The sequence below is a fragment of the Rossellomorea sp. ABR4_004 genome, from assembly GCF_056159585.1.
This window is the reverse complement of the sequence record NZ_JBSWVM010000002.1, coordinates 1-16,768: the sequence shown is the minus strand read 5'-3', so window position 1 is coordinate 16,768 and position 16,768 is coordinate 1. Positions and strand designations below refer to the sequence as shown.

Genomic DNA, 16,768 nt, shown 5'->3' with positions numbered 1-16,768 from the left:
TTTGCCCTCCTGCCTTCAGGTACCCTTTATTAAAAAGTTGTAAAATAGTTATTGACAGAGAAGTGAGGAGTATTATACAATTATCTCGAAATCAAAATAATTACATTCGAGATAACAGTTGCTCTTTTTTTACACATATATCTCAAATTCAAGATAAATGATTTGAGAATAATTGAATTTGAAATGTTTGAAGCTACATCTCGATGGGAAAACATAAAGGAGGAAGTAAGATGACAGCATTAGCTGCGTTCGGTTTATTGGTTATTCGTTTAGTAGTAGGGGTAACATTCGCTGCTCATGGAACACAGAAATTATTTGGCTGGTTTGGAGGTCATGGACTACAAGGAACAGGCGGTTTCTTTGAGTCCATTGGAATCAAGCCTGGAAAAACGATGGCATTACTTGCAGGACTTTCTGAAGTTGCAGGGGGATTATTATTCGCTGCAGGTTTCCTGACGCCATTAGCAGCGTTACTTATCATTGGAACGATGATTGTAGCGATCGTGAAAGTTCACGGACCCAATGGTTATTGGGTAACACAAAATGGTGCAGAATATAATGTGATGATCATCGTTGTTGCTCTCGGAGTAGCACTTATAGGGGCAGGATCATTTTCTATAGACGCACTTTTATTTTAGATAAGTTCATTTTCAACACATATCCGATGTGGAAATCCAACCCAGAAACTCGGCGTGCAATCCAACATCACTATGTTAAATTAGGTAGCAAATGATTAATGCAGGTGAATGTTGATTGATTTACCTGCTTTCAGATTCCGTGTTTCACATATTTACTATATATAAACCATATTTAAAGGAGAGATTTCGACAATGTCTAACGTAAAATTAGCAATCATGTACTACAGTTCAACGGGAACAAATTATCAAATGGCAAAATGGGCAGAAGAAGCTGCGAAAGAAGCAGGCGCAGAAGTGAAGGTACTTCGGTTTGAAGAAACTGCACCTGAAGGAGCGATCGCTTCAAACCCGGCATGGGAAAAGCACTATAATGAAACAAAAGATATCGTGCCTGTTGCGACACTTGACGATCTTGAATGGGCAGACGCATACCTTTTCAACGTTCCAACACGATTCGGAAATGTTCCTTCTCAAGTCAAAGCCTTCCTGGATACTACTGGAGGTCTATGGTTCAACGGGAAGCTTGCGAATAAAGTAGTAAGTGCCACATCATCTGCAAGCAACTCACACGGTGGACAGGAGCAGACGGTTCTGGCTCTATACACAACTATGATGCACTGGGGTGCAATCATCGCGGCTCCAGGGTACACAGACCAATCAAGCTTTACTACAGGAGGAAACCCTTACGGAACGAGTGTAACAGTCGATCAAGAGGGCAATATGGTTGAATCCGTAGAGCCTGCAGTGAAACACCAAGCTCGCCGTACGATCCAAATCGCTGAAGCGGTGAAAAACGGATTGAAATAAATAACATCAAAAACACGAGTCCATCGTTCGGTTGATTAGGAGAAAGATACAATTATTCACAACTAAAATTGAATGCTTATTAACACATCAACTAACACAAAAAAGAGCAGACCAAATGGTGAAACTTTTGGTCTGCTCTTTTTGTTATGTAGTGTTTTTCAACAGGATATTTGGAAGATGCTGCCGCGAGGTTACTTGAAAAAGCTCATGATAAGACATAGCTATATATCACAAGCAAGTATGAGAAAAAATTCACCCTTGAAATAGTAATCGGGGAGAAGGTACTAATTACAAACGTTTATAGCGTTCCAAAAATTGAGGCTGAAATTGCACAATTATTGAAAAACTGTAAAAGAGAATATCGGATGTGGCTATAAATTCTATTAGCAGATACGAAAGATGGGAAGGTGAAGAGTGAGTAATCAGGGATAGAAAAATAAGCGGAGATTTTTCTGTTATATGGAGATTAGAACTAGTTTTTTGGGAAATTAAGTGGAGTTTTTCCCTCTATACAAGGCAAAGCTACTTATTTTCACGTTTTTCGAGTCAAATAAGAGGATTTTCTCCTTTTATTTAAGCTGTTTTCAGTACTATTTGCTAATTAAGGGGAATTTTTTCCTATATAAACCTCCTTAATTGTTTATGAATGCAAAAGTTCAACGGGAAACCTGATGTTCAACTATTCAGCGATCGTGGGCTTTCATGAAATACCAAAGGATCATCCAACTTGGATGGTCCTATTTTTATCTTCAGTGTTATTTTCAACAATGGAATTCACAACCCTTTTAGCAGTCGTGAATAAATTTATTCATTACTGCTAAAAGGGTTGTTAAAACGGATGTTAATTTGTATGCTAAAACATTCTTTTATAGTTATAAACGTTGTCATATCAATAAAAAAAGGAGGAGCGAATGAACGTGCTAATTCCACCTCCAAAAACAATGTTACTTTACGTTTTCTCCCGCTCAACCGAACGGGCTAGCTCGAGAGTGGCTAGTGTTTTTTGTCCTCACAGTCCTACATCATCGGTACAATCAGCCTCACACTCAATCCATTCGCCAGTCAGGGGATGTGGAAATGAAATCCGTGCTGCATGCAACGCTTGCCTTTTGAAAATCGGCTTTCCTCCATATAATATATCACCGACTAAAGGATGACCGATGTGGCTCATGTGGACGCGAATCTGGTGGGTGCGTCCCGTATCAAGCTGGACTTCCACTAATGTATAAGGATTTTTATACTCCAGCACCTTGTAGTGAGTGACCGCATTCTGACCAGAAGGTGAAACTCTCCTTCTAGTATTGTGATGGCGGTCCTTGCCAATTGGTTCAGAGATGGTGCTTTTCTTCTGCTTCAATCGACCATGGACGAGGGCGTGGTATGTACGCTTGATCTGCCGTTCAGTAAGAAGGCGGTCAAGAATCGCTTTACTTAAAGGGTGCTTGGCGAATATGATCGCTCCCGATGTATCATGATCCAAACGATGAATGTGCTGGACGCGGCAGCTTTCTCCCCGGGCTTGATAATGAAAAGCCACCAGATTTGCAAGGGTATCCGTCTCATTCGGATGGTTTGGGTGAGTATCAATCCCCGCAGGTTTGTTGACGACAATCAGATGATCATCTTCGAATAGTACATCGATTTCTCCATAGGTCGGTGGGACATCGTATTCTACCTCTTTAAATAAATGAAGCTGAAGCGTATCTCCCTGAGAAAGGGGCCGGGTCCAGGAAATCGATTCCCCGTTCACTTTAATATCACCTGCCATCCTCATGGAATGAATCAGTTTCTTAGGTGCTTGCCAGTGATTTCTAAGAATTGTTTCAATCGTTACATTTTTCCATTTATCTGGAATGACTAGTTCAAATAGTTCTCCTTTTTTCTGTGTTTTCATCAAAAAACTCCTTCAAATGACAAAAATCTAATACACGTGTGGGTATTTAAACCTAATTTAACTCCTAATCAACCCATTTCATGGGTATAATTACCACGCTGTTGGTTCTACTTCTATGTTATCCTTAATATATCTATTACAGAGAGATTACAACCATTACAAAGGTGGGTTATGACGGTGAAAGTTTTACTAGCATCAACACATGAACAGGAAGACAAAATTCAAGAGCTCATACAGTACATGTATTGTACTATTTTCCCTGATTATTTCACAGATGATGAGATTGAGCAATTTGATGATATGCAAGTATTACATACGACGACGAGAAACTTTGAATACTTCGGAACCCTTAAAGAAGCGTTCCAGGTAATTTCAAGCCTACAAACATTGATTTCCATTGTCGAGAGCGGATCAAAAGAAGAAGTGTATGAAGAAATGTTTTACCACAATGCTGAAATTCTTCAAGGGTTTGGAATGTTTTTCCCGTTGTCATATGATCAATTCAGTGAAGAGTCTGATTGTAAGCATAATTTAAGTATTTATTCGAGAGCGGATAACCAGCTGCTTGTTTAGAACATCACGCCAAGAAAAGTTTGATACTTTAGAAAATTCGCATAAAAATGTTTAGAAAATTCCAGTGAGGGGAAAATAGCTTGTAATAAGTTGATATTGAAGATATATAGTATCTTCATCTTGAAATTCCTCCTCACTTGAAAGGGGCTGACTCGTGGAAAAGTCAGCCCCTCTTTTTTTCTGATTTATTCTTTCGTTACGTACTCTTCAAAAAACTTCTTAAATTCTTCTTCAGGCTGTTCTCCTACGATTCTCGCTACTTCTTTTCCACCTTCGAAATGTACAAGTGTTGGAGTGGATTCGATTCGGTACTGGTCCCATCCTTGTTCAAATTCAAGTAGATTGTACTGAACCATATCGACTCCCATGTCTTCGGCAAGTGGAGCAAGTATAGGAGTAGTCCTCTTACAATGAATACATGATGAGCTGTAGAAATACACAGTCATATCTTCGTTATTTTTTAATTTCTCTTCTAATTCCTCCGGCAGGATCACATTCTGATAGTTAGGGTCGTCCAGTAGTTCGACGGTGGCCGGTTCAAGATTCGCTTTTTTAAACTTATTTCCTTCTGCTTTTTGACTGTTTTGCATGCTTGTGATGAGAGCGATGGCAGCAAATAATGCGACAATCGCTACTAGAAATATGATGATTTTCTTCATTCTATTTGTCCTCCTTTAATGCTTTTAATACCATTACACTTGCGATGAAGATGATGATGAAACCTGTCAATGCCAGGAATGGGATCGTGATAAAGCCGAACAGGTTGATGTATTCGCCTGTACATGGGACCCGTCCGCAGGCAGGTGCACTCTCTGTTAGGATCGAAACTTTTTGAATAGAGTAGTGATACAAGGAGACGAGAAGGCCGATTCCCGATAAAATAGTAGAATAAATAGCCGCTTGAAAATCTTTGCGAACGTATGCCACTCCTAATAGAATGACCATCGGATACATTAAAATACGCTGATACCAGCATAATACACATGGTTCATATTTCATGATTTCAGAGAAATATAAGCTCCCCATAGTTGCGACAAGAGAGGAAGCCCATGCAAGGAACAACAGAGAATCTGCTTTTTTATTCATATAGAATTCCTTTCTTAGTATATTCTATCAAATTATAGTATGTTATTATTATAAATGTAAAATGAGAAATCTTTATGAAGAAATATGATATTTTTTTAACGATTAATGCAAACGTTTGCAGAAAGCGTTTTATACGTTTTAATTGACCTAACAGGAGGAAATCACATATGACAAAACAATGGTGGAAAGAATCGGTCGTTTATCAAATTTACCCTCGCAGCTTCATGGACTCAAATAATGATGGCGTTGGTGATATTAGAGGAATTATTTCTAAATTGGACTATCTGAAAGAACTGGGGATTGATGTGGTTTGGTTATCTCCTGTGTATGAATCTCCGAATGATGATAATGGTTATGATATAAGCAATTATAAAAAGATTATGGACGAGTTCGGCACGATGGCTGATTGGGAAGAAATGCTGGAGGAAATGCATAAGCGTGGTATGAAGCTTGTGATGGACTTAGTGGTGAATCACTCTTCCGATGAACACGGCTGGTTTGTGGAATCTAGGAAATCAAAAGACAATCCCTATCGTGATTATTATATTTGGCGTGAAGGAAAAGATGGTAAAGAACCGAACAACTGGGAGTCGGTATTTAGCGGTTCTGCTTGGGAATATGATGAAACGACAGAGGAATATTTCTTACATCTCTTTTCTAAAAAGCAGCCGGATCTAAACTGGGAAAATCCGAAGCTCCGCCAGGAAATCTATGACATGATGAAATTCTGGCTGGACAAAGGGATCGATGGTTTCCGTATGGACGTCATCAACTTCATTTCGAAAGTGCCAACACTGCCTGATGCGCCTAATCCTGAAGGGAAGATGTATGCTTCCGGTCATGAGTACTTTATGAACGGTCCGCGCATTCATGAATTCCTTAAGGAAATGAATCAAGAGGTCTTATCCCATTATGATGCGATGACGGTTGGTGAAATGCCGGGTGTGTCACCGGATGAAGCCGTACTATACACAGGTGAAGACCGCAATGAGGTGAATATGGTATTTCAGTTCGAACATATGGATGTGGACTCGGGACCAGGAGGGAAATGGGACGTCATTCCTTTCGACCTTGTAAAATTGAAAACCATTTTAACGAAGTGGCAGACAGAACTTCACGGGAAGGGCTGGAACAGTTTGTACTGGAACAACCACGATCAGCCAAGGATTGTGTCACGACTTGGTGACGATGGAGAGTACCGCGTGAAATCTGCCAAAATGCTGGCAACACTTCTTCATCTGATGCAGGGGACGCCTTACATTTATCAAGGGGAAGAATTCGGAATGACGAATGTCCGATTCTCTTCCATTGAAGAGTATAAGGATATCGAAACCCTGAATATGTATCGTGAAAAAGTAGCGGATGGCATGAATCCGGAAGAGATCATGAAGTCCATTTATGTAAAGGGAAGAGACAACGCAAGAACCCCTATGCAGTGGAACAGCGGGTACCAGGCAGGGTTCACTGAAGGAGAACCCTGGATTGCCCTTAACCCGAACTACAAAGAAATCAATGCCGAAGAAGCGTTAAAAGCTCCGGAATCTATTTTTTACTATTATCAAAAATTGATTGCTCTTCGTAAAGAGCATGAAATTATCCCATACGGATCATTCGAACTTCACTATGCAGATCATCCTTCCGTATATGCCTATACGAGAACATATGGAAACGAGAAGATTCTGGTTCTTTGCAATGTATCCGAAGAAAAACAAGTCATTGATAACATCGCTTCTTTTGATATCAGTCAGGCTGAAATCCTTATAACAAACGAAGAGAAGCATAAAAAAGATGAGTTTACTTTAAACCCTTGGGAAGCAACGGCTTACTATTTTAAAGGGTAATGGAAGGAAGCACCCATATGATCGGGTGCTTCTATTTTTAAGGACATTTTTTGTAAAGTTTGTTTGGTGTTAAAGATCTATGAAATAAATAATTACCAAGTTGATTGGAGCGGAAGGTGCTCAACTCACGCCCCGCGGAAAGCGAGCACCTGGAGCGGAAATCAACCACTACTGGCTGCTTTAAGAATATTTAACACCAAATCAAATTTCTTCAAATCATCCACCCTCCTTTGCTAAAATAAAAGGGATGGATTGTCATGAACTTCGTTTCAACAGTGCACTATAAGGGTATATAATTCAGGTATTTTATGAAGGAGTAGATCATAGATGGCAGAAAAACTAGACTTATCACAGTTTGAAAAGAAAATGATCATTCGTCCAATGGAACATAAGGACATTCAAGATATTATCAACATGCAGTCTGTTTGTTTTCCAGGGATGGATCCCTGGAAGGTGGAGCATCTGGAAAGTCACTTGGACGTGTTTCCGGAAGGCCAGCTTGTCGCCGAATTAGAAGGGGAAATTATTGCATCATGCTCGAGTCTGATCATTAACTTTGATGAGTATGACGACCGCCATACATGGGATGACGTAACGGATAATGGTTATATAACGAATCACAATCCCGATGGCTATAACCTGTACGGAATCGAAGTCATGGTGCACCCTGAATACCGACGCATGAAGGTAGGGCACCGTTTATATGAAGCAAGGAAGGATCTTGCACGCCAGTGGAATTTAAAGAGCATCATCATCGGGGGGCGCATCCCGAACTACCATAAACACTCAGGCGAGATGTCTCCAAGGGAGTACGTGGATTCAGTAGGGCGACATAAGATCTATGACCCTGTACTATCCTTCCAGTTATTAAACGGCTTCACCCTGATGCGGATCAACCCGAACTATTTACCTGATGATAAACGATCACATAAATACGCCACACTGATGGAATGGAATAACGTCGATTACCGTCCGTCCAGCAAGCGGCATTTTAAAACAAGTTATCCTGTCAGAATCTGTGTTGTACAATACATGATGCGTAAAATCAATTCCTTCGAGGAGTTCGCGAACCAGGTTGAATACTTCACAGATGTAGCATCAGATGCAAAGTCTGATTTCGTCGTGTTCCCTGAAATCTTCACCACACAGCTCATGTCATTCTTGAACATCCAGTCACCGAGCTTAGCTGTGAGAAAGCTGACGGATTTTACTGAGGAATATATCGAACTATTCACGGATTTGGCGGTTCGTTACAACGTGAATATCATTGGGGGTTCTCACTTCGTTAAGGAAGAAGACGATGAAATCTACAACATCGCATACTTGTTCCGTCGTGATGGAACGATAGAGAAACAGTACAAGGTTCATATCACACCAAATGAACGAAAATGGTGGGGAATCAGTCCTGGAGATTCAGTAAGGGTATTCGACACGGATTGCGGGAAGATCGCGATTCAAATCTGCTATGATATCGAGTTCCCCGAACTTGCCCGTATCGCAACTGACAAAGGGGCGAAGATCATCTTTACTCCATTCTGTACAGAAGATCGCCAAGGGTATCTCCGTGTCAGATACTGTGCCCAAGCCCGTGCTGTCGAAAATCAGATTTATACGGTCATTTCCGGTACAGTCGGTAATCTTCCACAGACAGAAAACATGGACATTCAATACGCTCAATCAGGTATCTTTGCTCCGTCTGACTTTGAATTTGCCCGTGATGGAATTGTCGGAGAGACGAATCCGAACATCGAAATGGTCATGATTGGAGATGTCGACCTCGAAGTCCTGCGCCGCCAGCGTCAATCGGGTACGGTCCGCCAGTTGAAGGATCGCAGGCATGATGTGTACGGTGTGAACTATAAAAAATAATAATGCGTGTAATGAAAAACTCACCGGAGAAAATCACCGGGTTTACTTGTGAGGTGCAAAACGGTAACTCGCAGACTAGATCTATTAGCAAATCTCATAAACTTCACAGCATAATTCACAGTCAAAAAGGCTTAGAGATGCAAATATCTCTAAGCCTTTTTTGAGTTTTCTTTTTTTCATTAAATATCGCTAAAGCGAGGCGAGTCTGATAAATAGGCGGAGAATTTACTCTTAATGAGGAAATAACACTGAAAATAGCTTAAATAGACGGAAAGTTTTCCCCTATTGACTCAAAAACGTGAGAATCGTTAATTTTGCTTTGCATAAGGTAAAAAACTCCCCTTATTCACCCCGAATAGAGCTCTATTCCACAGAATAACGGGAAAATCTCCGCTAATTTTACCTATCACTGGTTGCTCAATTTTCTTACTAAATCACACCATATCCTCCAATAATTATTTCATACCCTGTGATTTACTATGTGAATTAGGAAACAATAAGCCATTAACATTCGTCAAAATGCTGCTGAAACAATAAAAAAACGCACTGTGAATAATATTGTGAATTCAAGTGCGCTTTCCAATGTGTTTTACAATTTTTGCACCTCTAAAGTAAACCACTTAGGAGAAAATCCGGTGATTTTTTTGATGAATTTACTTATATGAGTCTAGTAATGTCTGAGTGAAGAAAAAGGGATGTTTAGATGAAAATAATTTGAAAATACTATTACTAATAGTACGAACTTGAAGGAGTGAAGAGTGTGTCTGTCAAAATGATTCTGTGGTTGATCCTCATTATACCCTGGATTACTTTGTTTTTTTTGAAGAAAAAAGAAGTTAAACGGTTTATGCCTGTAGGGATTTTAGCTTCATTTATAATGGTTTTATATAATTTAGTTGCTTACAACCATCAGCACTGGAAAATAAATGTTTCAATTATACCATCACTAAATCCAGCCTTTGTATCGGGTGTTTTAGGTGCATTTTTAGTAGTGACAATTTGGATTTTTAACTATTCATACGGCCATTTTTGGAAATATCTCCTGGTTAATATTATAGCCGATTTTATGTTTGCCGTTTTTCCTTTTCATTATTTACTTCAAGAAAAACTACAGATCTACCAACTTGTGACTATTTCACCTTGGGAAAGATGGGGATTGTTTGTCTCCATGTCTATTGTGATTTATGGGTATCAGCTGTGGCAGGAAGGGGTTTTACAACCGATAGCTCAAGATGACTATATGGGTTGAGGGAAATGGACTACTTACAAGAGGAGTAGTTCGTTTTTTATTTTCCTAACTTCTTTTCCATCATTCAACACTCAACAATTATGCTAGAATAAAGATTGTGAAAATCTTGTCGACATGTGACGGATTGTTTTAGCAGGATTTCTACAATATGTGATAGAATTTATTATTATACAGCATTAGGAGGGGATCGTTTTGAGTTGGAAAACATCATGGGAAAAATGGAGCAACTACTTACATCTTGATGAAGAAGTGAATGAGCTGTTAGAAACAATGAAAGACGACGAGAAAACCTTAGAAGACGCATTCTACAAAAACCTGGAATTCGGTACTGGTGGAATGAGGGGAGAAATTGGTCCCGGAACCAATCGAATGAACATTTATACAGTTAGAAAGGCCTCTGAAGGATTAGCACGATACATAGAAGAACAAGGTGAAGAGGCTAAAAAGCGCGGAGTTGTAATCGCTTACGATTCCCGTTATAAATCTCCTGAATTTGCCATGGAATCAGCTAAGACGCTTGCTACACATGGTATTCAAACATATGTGTTTGACGAACTGAAACCAACCCCGGAGCTTTCATTTGCCCTTAGACAATTAAAGGCATTCTCTGGAATCGTGGTCACGGCAAGCCATAATCCACCTGAATATAATGGTTATAAAGTATACGGTGAGGATGGAGCTCAGCTGCCTCCACACATAGCCGATGCCGTTATCGATAAAGTGAATGAAGTGGAAAATGAGCTGGAAATTGAAGTTAAATCCGAAGAAGAATTGAAATCATCCGGCCTGATTAAAATGATTGGCGAAGAAATCGATCAATCTTACCTGGAGCACCTGATTTCGATTTCTGAAAAACCGCAAATCGCCAAGGAAGTCGATCTGAAAATCGTATTTTCTCCATTACATGGAACAGCTTTAAAGATGGCTGAAAATGGTCTGAAAGCTTTAGGATATGAGTCTGTTCACATTGTAAAAAGGCAGGCGATTCCAGATCCTGAGTTTACGACTGTGAAATCCCCGAACCCGGAAGATAAAGCGGCGTTTGAATATGCCATCCGTGACGGGAAGGAAATCGACGCAGATATCCTGATTGCGACAGATCCCGATGCAGACCGATTGGGTGTAGCCGTTAAAGGTGAATCAGGCGAGTATATCCTTCTCACTGGAAACCAAACAGGTGCTATTCTGATGGATTATATTCTGGCACGTAAACAAGAAAAAAATATGATTCCTGAAAATGGACGCGTATTCAAAACCATCGTTACATCTGAATTAGGCCGTAAAGTGGCTGAACATTACGGAGCTTCAGTAGAGGATGTACTGACAGGTTTCAAATTTATAGGTGAAAAAATCAAAAAGTATGAAGAAACAGGCGAATACTCCTTCTTATTTGGTTATGAAGAAAGCTATGGGTACTTAATCGGCGACTTCGCACGCGATAAAGATGCCATTCAAGCCGTGCTGATGGCAGCAGAGGCGGCAGCCTACTATAAGAAGCAAGGCAAAACCCTATATAATGTACTGCATGATTTATTTGAACAGCATGGCTTCTATCAAGAGGGATTAAAGAGCTTGACTCTTAAAGGAAAAGAAGGCGCTGAACAAATTCAGGGGATTCTGAAGGACTTCAGAAACGAGCCTTTGAAAGAAGTGGCAGGTATGCAGGTCGTTTCATCGGAAGATTATAAAGTAAGTAAGAAAGTCGATTTACAATCAGGTGAAGAATCAATCATTCACCTTCCATCATCCAATGTTTTAAAATACTATCTTGAAGACGGATCATGGATTTGCTTACGCCCATCTGGAACCGAGCCTAAGATCAAATTCTACTTCAGCGTGATTGGTGAGACACAAAGCGACAGCGATGATAAATTACATGCTCTGCAAGAAGACATCATGGCGAAGGTGGAAACGATGGTAAGTTCATCTGTAGGAGAGGCGTAAAGCCTTTACAGCAGTATTGCTTTGCGTAATACAAAACAAGAGATGTGCTGGTGCATCTCTTGTTTTTTTGGATTGAAATAGAACAAATGTTTTCAGTCAAAGGTCGTAGAACGTTTCATTCTTTTTGAGAATACCGGTTTTGTGTAAAATCTATATAATAGTAATGAAGGATCGGAGAGGACGATGAAGATGAATCAAGAATCCCTTTCAAATATCGGGCTTTTGAAAGAGATAGCCGAATTGCTGAACAATGAAACAGAGCTTTCTTCCATGCTTTCAGGTGCTGTCAAGAAGTTGATCAGAGGAACAAGCTTCACCACGGGATGGATTTTCTTTATTGATAAGGAAGGAAGTCACGAGCTTGTTTCCCATGAAAATCTCCCAAAGTCACTATCTGACCGGAATTGTGAACTGATGAAAAAGGGAGGCTGCTGGTGTGTCAATCGCTTTCGAAATGGAAAGCTGACGAAAGCATCCAATATCATCGAATGTCAGCGGATTGAGCAGGCCATCGAAGAAAACAGAGGGGATACGGATGAAATAACGTATCATGCAACCGTCCCTCTTCAGTCCGGAAATGAATCCTTCGGGTTATTGAATGTCGCAGCTCCGAATAAGACTCACTTTTCTACTGATGAATTGGCTCTTCTGGAATCAGTTGCCTTTCAAATCGGTTCTGCCATTAAGCGTATTATGCTGACTAAAAAGGAGCAGGAAGTCGCTCTTATTGGTGAAAGGAACCGATTGGCACGGGATCTTCATGACTCAGTGAACCAACTGTTGTTTTCCCTTACGTTGACGGCAAGAGGTGGGGCGGAGATGACCGGGGAAGCGGAAGTAAAGGACACCTTCAAGACCATTCAAAGTCTTGCCCAGGAAGCGCTATCGGAAATGCGAGCCCTCATCTGGCAATTAAGGCCACATGGTTTGGAAAACGGAGTGGTCGAGGCTGCTAAAGGATACGCAGACATGCTCGGTTTAACCCTTGAATTGAAAGTGGAGGGGGTCATTTCCCTAAGCTCTAAAATGGAAGAAGTATTGTGGCGTGTCAGTCAGGAAGCCCTGAATAATTGTAAAAAACATTCAGGTGAAAAGAATATATTCTATTCATTAAAAAGTGAAGCACAATCGGTTCGGTTAACGATTGAAGATAAAGGATACGGATTTCAATATGACATGAAACAGTCTCTGCCGTCAGTAGGAATACAAGGTATGAGAGAGCGTGTGAAAAGCATTGGCGGGGATTTATCGATAGATAGTGGGCTTGGGAAAGGAACGACGATTATCGTTCAAATACCGTATTAGGAGGTGCCATGCATGATCAGAGTGTTAATAGCCGATGACCATCACGTCGTACGAAGGGGTCTTGTCTTCTTTTTGAAAACACAAAAGGATCTGGATATCGTAGGGGAAGCAAAAAATGGGGCTGAAGCCGTCCATCTAGCTGAAACACTTGAACCCGATATCATCTTGATGGATTTAATGATGCCTGTCATGGACGGGATTCAAGCAACAAAGGAAATTAAAAAGAATCACCCTGCCATTCAAATCCTGATGCTTACCAGCTTTTCTGATCAAAATCAAGTGATTCCTGCCATTGAAGCAGGAGCAGCGGGATACCAATTAAAAGATATTGAACCCGATGAATTAGTGAATAGTATCCGGAAGCTTTTATCCGGGGAAAACTCTCTCCATCCTAAGGCAACCAACCATTTACTTACCCGTATCTCCAGAAAAGAACCACCCCACAAAATCCATGAGCTTACCAAACGGGAAAAGGATGTTTTGATTGAGCTCACGAAAGGGAAGAGTAATAAAGAGATTGCTTCCAGCCTTTTTATAACGGAAAAAACCGTCAAGACTCATATTTCAAACATTTTTTCCAAGCTGGAAGTATCCGATCGAACCCAAGCGGCATTGTATGCTGTTAAACATCAATTGACATCAAACTAAACCGGAAAGGATTTTTTCTAATATGAGTATTGTAATTATTAATGGAAGTCCAAGAAAACGCGGGCGTACTGGAATTGCATCACGATTCATTGCCCGGACCTATGACTGTGACCTTATCGACTTAAGTGATGGGGCACTCCCCTTGTACAACGGGGAGCAAGATCAATCTGAGCTTGAATCCGTTCGATCACTTAAACAAAAAGTGAAGGATGCAGACGCCGTCATTTTAGCTTCTCCTGAATATCACAGCGGTATGAGCGGGACACTGAAAAATGCACTCGATTTCCTGAGCAGCGAGCAATTTGCCCACAAACCAGTGGCACTACTTGCATGTGCCGGTGGAGGAAAGGGTGGGATCAACTGCTTGAACAACCTTCGCATCGTCGGCCGTGGAGTGTATGCAAACGTCATTCCAAAGCAGCTCATCCTTGATCCACACTGCTTTGATTATGAAGGGGACGGACTGTTAGAAGAACCTGCTAAATTAGTCGATGACTTGATGAGGGAACTGAAGGTGTATGTGAAAGCGGCTGAACTAGTGAAAAGTGAAATATCTTCTTAATCGGGAAAATCGGCATTGTGCCGGTTTTTTTATTAGGTTCAATTTATACAATTCAAAATAATAAAAGCTGATCCAATAGCGCATACTAATTGGATCAGCCGAGGTGGAATTCTCTTTTTGTTACATCTCTGCAAAGGTTTCCTCAAGTGGTTGCTCGACACTATAGGTGAAGTTTGCATGTTCAATGTATCGTAAAAGCGTATATAGGTTACGCTCTACAATCGTGTAATCATTAGAAAAATGATACGCATGTAAGAATTGTTCAATTTTTTTCGAAAGAAGGTCATCCTTCGTTCTCACCATTAGGATCAACAGGTTATCCCATTCTGATCGGTGAGTGTAATACAAGGCCCGATCGTAATCGACTTTGTTCACTTGGTTTCCCTCCTTTTGAAGGGGTAATCATATTGTATGGAGAAAACCGCTTTTATTTCTCTGTAAAAGTTGGTTATGTTGCAAATGCTGGCTTTCCTACTATTGGGTGAATAAATCAGTGAATTTAATTCATCCTATTAATGAAACGTAAACAGAGGTGATGATAATGAAGAAAGTTATAGTGATTGCATCAACCGTATTTTTTCTGTTATTTTCAAGTCATGCAAATGCTCAACCAACGGATTATCAAAAATTTGGCCGGATTGCTACAGCCGTCATTAAAGAAGATTATCCTGGTCAGCCTGTGAAGGATTATCAATACCAGGGTAGAAAGAAAATGACTGAAAACAAAGTGGCCGATTCATTTGAATTTACCGTTCAAGAGAACAATGCAGAGAAAAAGGTACTTGTAGTCGTCGTACACGATCTTGATAATGAAAAAATACTGAACATTACGGTGCAGGAATAGGTGCAACAGATAAAGTCTTCTTAATAGAAGGCTTTTTTTGTTCGGAGTACATAAAATAAAGTATTCTCTGCAAAGATTGAACCCATTTGATAAAATAAACCTATACATCATTTATTTTTGATTTTGAAAGGGGATCTTTGTTCCAATGTGATGCCATCTTTTCTCACCTAAATAAAAACTGAATAGAGGGAGGAAAAGATATGCATTCCACTGCATTTAGAAATCTTTGGTTCGGTCAAGCGTTAGCAAATATGGGAGATATTTTGTACATTGTAGGGTTAATCTCCCTTGTATACAATATAACGGGTTCTGCTGTTTATATGACGGCCGTTCCTTTGGTGATCACGTTTTCGAAATTCATCAGCAGCATGGCGGCACCTCTTCTGTTGAATCGCACGCAAATGAAGAATTTAATTGCCTACTCACAAATGGGAAAAACATTCTTCTTATGTTTCTTCCTCTTGTTAATGGTACTCAATATTGAAAATGTGTGGTTCTTTTTAGGGTGTGCGAGTATCATTTCATTTTTAGATGGATGGGCATTGCCTGCCAGGAATTCGTATGTGCCTTTTCTTGTGAAACGGGAAGAGTTGATGGGAGCGAACGGGTTTCTATCCACCGTCGATCAGACGATACAATTTTCAAGCTGGGCATTAGGTGGAATTCTCTTATCGCTCATAAATGAAACGAATCTTTTTATCGTGATCATTGTTTTGTTTCTTGCAAGTACCTTGTTTATGATGAAGCTGCCTGTTATCCCAAGTACCAGCTTAGAAGTGAGGAAAGTTTGGTGGAAACAGCTTGGAGAAGGGTGGTCAGAAGTTACAAAGAGAAAGGGATTACTTCTAGTGTTTTGGATCTATGGGTTAGAGTCGATTTCAGGCACTGTTTGGATTGCGGCTGTTTTGTATTTGTATGTTGATCTGCAATTGCAGCGGGGAGAAGAATGGTGGGGGTTCATCAACTCCAGCTTCTTTGTAGGCTTGGTTCTTGCTTCGTATTTGATTTTTAAGCTTCACGGCTTGTTTTCAAAGCACAGGCATAGATGGCTCCCCCTTTGCATGGTCTTTACCTCAAGTGTGACACTCGTCTTTGCCTGGAATAAGATTGCTCTCCTCGCACTCGTTTTATCCTTTGTGTTCGGTTTGTTTGATCAAATTAAAAATGTCGTTCTTCAGACGTATTTGCAAGAAAGTGCACCACCCGAAGAGCTTGGGAAAATCTATGCTGCACAAGGAGCGTTAACCACTTTGCTGTTTGGATTATCATCTGTTGGAGTAGGGCTGCTTCTTGAAGTACTCAGTATTTCAATGATTTTCTCACTATCAGCACTCTTACTGCTGGGTACTCTCATTCCAGTTATGCTCCTTCAAAAGAATTTCCGGACATAACATCGATAAAAAAGCTGTTCCCAACTCGTGACAGGGAGCGGCTTTTTTTTGTTGACATTCTTCTTATGCTTGTCGGGCCTGCCCAACCCGGCTCCGCTTTTCTTCATGTCCAGCTCC

The 16,768-nt window shown here is 40.4% G+C and carries 16 protein-coding genes; 12 read left to right on the top strand and 4 right to left on the bottom strand.

Annotation, left to right across the window (positions count from 1 at the left end; translation table 11 throughout):
* The first annotated feature begins 230 nt into the window (after window positions 1–230).
* Together ACXAF2_RS12880 and wrbA are read left to right on the top strand one after the other, a co-directional pair.
* Window positions 231–638, top strand: coding sequence for a DoxX family protein (locus tag ACXAF2_RS12880; RefSeq protein ID WP_475139231.1), 408 nt, complete (start codon window positions 231–233; stop codon window positions 636–638).
* A gap of 192 nt (window positions 639–830) precedes the next feature.
* A complete protein-coding gene (gene wrbA / locus ACXAF2_RS12875) occupies window positions 831–1,445 on the top strand; it encodes an NAD(P)H:quinone oxidoreductase (RefSeq protein WP_475139229.1) in 615 nt (204 codons plus the stop codon).
* Between the two features lie 1,009 nt (window positions 1,446–2,454).
* Here the strand turns inward: wrbA and ACXAF2_RS12870 are convergent.
* Window positions 2,455–3,339: an RluA family pseudouridine synthase gene (locus tag ACXAF2_RS12870; protein WP_475139228.1), complete on the bottom strand. Its 885-nt coding sequence runs from the start codon at window positions 3,337–3,339 to the stop codon at window positions 2,455–2,457.
* A gap of 177 nt (window positions 3,340–3,516) precedes the next feature.
* On the opposite strand from ACXAF2_RS12870, the gene ACXAF2_RS12865 reads away from it, so the two are divergent.
* A complete protein-coding gene (locus tag ACXAF2_RS12865) occupies window positions 3,517–3,912 on the top strand; it encodes a YhcU family protein (RefSeq protein ID WP_475139226.1) in 396 nt (131 codons plus the stop codon).
* 185 nt (window positions 3,913–4,097) lie between these two features.
* Here the strand turns inward: ACXAF2_RS12865 and ACXAF2_RS12860 are convergent, their stop codons facing one another.
* Window positions 4,098–4,571, bottom strand: coding sequence for a thioredoxin family protein (locus tag ACXAF2_RS12860; protein WP_475139225.1), 474 nt, complete (start codon window positions 4,569–4,571; stop codon window positions 4,098–4,100).
* A 1-nt stretch (window position 4,572) separates the two neighbouring features.
* The gene (locus tag ACXAF2_RS12855) at window positions 4,573–4,998 is read right to left on the bottom strand and encodes a disulfide oxidoreductase (RefSeq protein WP_475139223.1); all 426 of its coding nucleotides are present in this window, start codon (window positions 4,996–4,998) and stop codon (window positions 4,573–4,575) included.
* 167 nt (window positions 4,999–5,165) lie between these two features.
* Between ACXAF2_RS12855 and ACXAF2_RS12850 the strand changes: the two genes are divergently transcribed.
* From ACXAF2_RS12850 to ACXAF2_RS12820, 7 genes are all read left to right on the top strand, one after another.
* Window positions 5,166–6,839, top strand: coding sequence for a glycoside hydrolase family 13 protein (locus tag ACXAF2_RS12850; RefSeq protein WP_475139222.1), 1,674 nt, complete (start codon window positions 5,166–5,168; stop codon window positions 6,837–6,839).
* 327 nt (window positions 6,840–7,166) lie between these two features.
* A complete protein-coding gene (locus tag ACXAF2_RS12845; protein ID WP_475139220.1) occupies window positions 7,167–8,708 on the top strand; it encodes a GNAT family N-acetyltransferase in 1,542 nt (513 codons plus the stop codon).
* A 760-nt stretch (window positions 8,709–9,468) separates the two neighbouring features.
* Window positions 9,469–9,957, top strand: coding sequence for a hypothetical protein (locus tag ACXAF2_RS12840; protein ID WP_475139218.1), 489 nt, complete (start codon window positions 9,469–9,471; stop codon window positions 9,955–9,957).
* Between the two features lie 192 nt (window positions 9,958–10,149).
* Entirely contained in the window at window positions 10,150–11,901 is a 1,752-nt protein-coding gene (locus tag ACXAF2_RS12835) for a phospho-sugar mutase (RefSeq protein ID WP_475139215.1), read from the top strand.
* Between the two features lie 189 nt (window positions 11,902–12,090).
* Entirely contained in the window at window positions 12,091–13,206 is a 1,116-nt protein-coding gene (locus ACXAF2_RS12830) for a GAF domain-containing sensor histidine kinase (RefSeq protein WP_475140378.1), read from the top strand.
* A 12-nt stretch (window positions 13,207–13,218) separates the two neighbouring features.
* Window positions 13,219–13,854, top strand: coding sequence for a response regulator (locus ACXAF2_RS12825; protein WP_475139213.1), 636 nt, complete (start codon window positions 13,219–13,221; stop codon window positions 13,852–13,854).
* A gap of 22 nt (window positions 13,855–13,876) precedes the next feature.
* On the top strand, window positions 13,877–14,416 hold the full coding sequence (locus ACXAF2_RS12820) for an NADPH-dependent FMN reductase (protein WP_475139211.1): 540 nt from the start codon (window positions 13,877–13,879) through the stop codon (window positions 14,414–14,416).
* Window positions 14,417–14,536: 120 nt separating this feature from the next.
* Here ACXAF2_RS12820 and ACXAF2_RS12815 read toward each other — a convergent pair whose 3' ends face one another.
* A complete protein-coding gene (locus ACXAF2_RS12815; RefSeq protein WP_475139208.1) occupies window positions 14,537–14,791 on the bottom strand; it encodes a YhdB family protein in 255 nt (84 codons plus the stop codon).
* A 166-nt stretch (window positions 14,792–14,957) separates the two neighbouring features.
* On the opposite strand from ACXAF2_RS12815, the gene ACXAF2_RS12810 reads away from it, so the two are divergent.
* Complete coding sequence (locus ACXAF2_RS12810; protein WP_148968280.1) at window positions 14,958–15,260, top strand: DUF3889 domain-containing protein; 303 nt, start codon at window positions 14,958–14,960, stop codon at window positions 15,258–15,260.
* Window positions 15,261–15,460: 200 nt separating this feature from the next.
* Window positions 15,461–16,651 carry an MFS transporter gene (locus ACXAF2_RS12805; RefSeq protein ID WP_475139205.1) on the top strand — a complete coding sequence of 397 codons (1,191 nt, stop codon included), beginning with the start codon at window positions 15,461–15,463 and terminating at the stop codon, window positions 16,649–16,651.
* Window positions 16,652–16,768: the final 117 nt, after the last annotated feature.

What these genes read in the sequence shown, in the direction of transcription:
- ACXAF2_RS12820 (WP_475139211.1), top strand. Translation starts at nt 13,877, where the DNA reads ATGAGTATTGTAATTATTAATGGAAGTCCAAGAAAACGCGGGCGTACT.
- ACXAF2_RS12870 (WP_475139228.1), bottom strand. Translation starts at nt 3,339, where the DNA reads ATGAAAACACAGAAAAAAGGAGAACTATTTGAACTAGTCATTCCAGAT.
- wrbA (WP_475139229.1), top strand. Translation starts at nt 831, where the DNA reads ATGTCTAACGTAAAATTAGCAATCATGTACTACAGTTCAACGGGAACA.
- ACXAF2_RS12855 (WP_475139223.1), bottom strand. Translation starts at nt 4,998, where the DNA reads ATGAATAAAAAAGCAGATTCTCTGTTGTTCCTTGCATGGGCTTCCTCT.
- ACXAF2_RS12860 (WP_475139225.1), bottom strand. Translation starts at nt 4,571, where the DNA reads ATGAAGAAAATCATCATATTTCTAGTAGCGATTGTCGCATTATTTGCT.
- ACXAF2_RS12830 (WP_475140378.1), top strand. Translation starts at nt 12,091, where the DNA reads ATGAATCAAGAATCCCTTTCAAATATCGGGCTTTTGAAAGAGATAGCC.
- ACXAF2_RS12880 (WP_475139231.1), top strand. Translation starts at nt 231, where the DNA reads ATGACAGCATTAGCTGCGTTCGGTTTATTGGTTATTCGTTTAGTAGTA.
- ACXAF2_RS12805 (WP_475139205.1), top strand. Translation starts at nt 15,461, where the DNA reads ATGCATTCCACTGCATTTAGAAATCTTTGGTTCGGTCAAGCGTTAGCA.
- ACXAF2_RS12810 (WP_148968280.1), top strand. Translation starts at nt 14,958, where the DNA reads ATGAAGAAAGTTATAGTGATTGCATCAACCGTATTTTTTCTGTTATTT.
- ACXAF2_RS12845 (WP_475139220.1), top strand. Translation starts at nt 7,167, where the DNA reads ATGGCAGAAAAACTAGACTTATCACAGTTTGAAAAGAAAATGATCATT.
- ACXAF2_RS12850 (WP_475139222.1), top strand. Translation starts at nt 5,166, where the DNA reads ATGACAAAACAATGGTGGAAAGAATCGGTCGTTTATCAAATTTACCCT.
- ACXAF2_RS12825 (WP_475139213.1), top strand. Translation starts at nt 13,219, where the DNA reads ATGATCAGAGTGTTAATAGCCGATGACCATCACGTCGTACGAAGGGGT.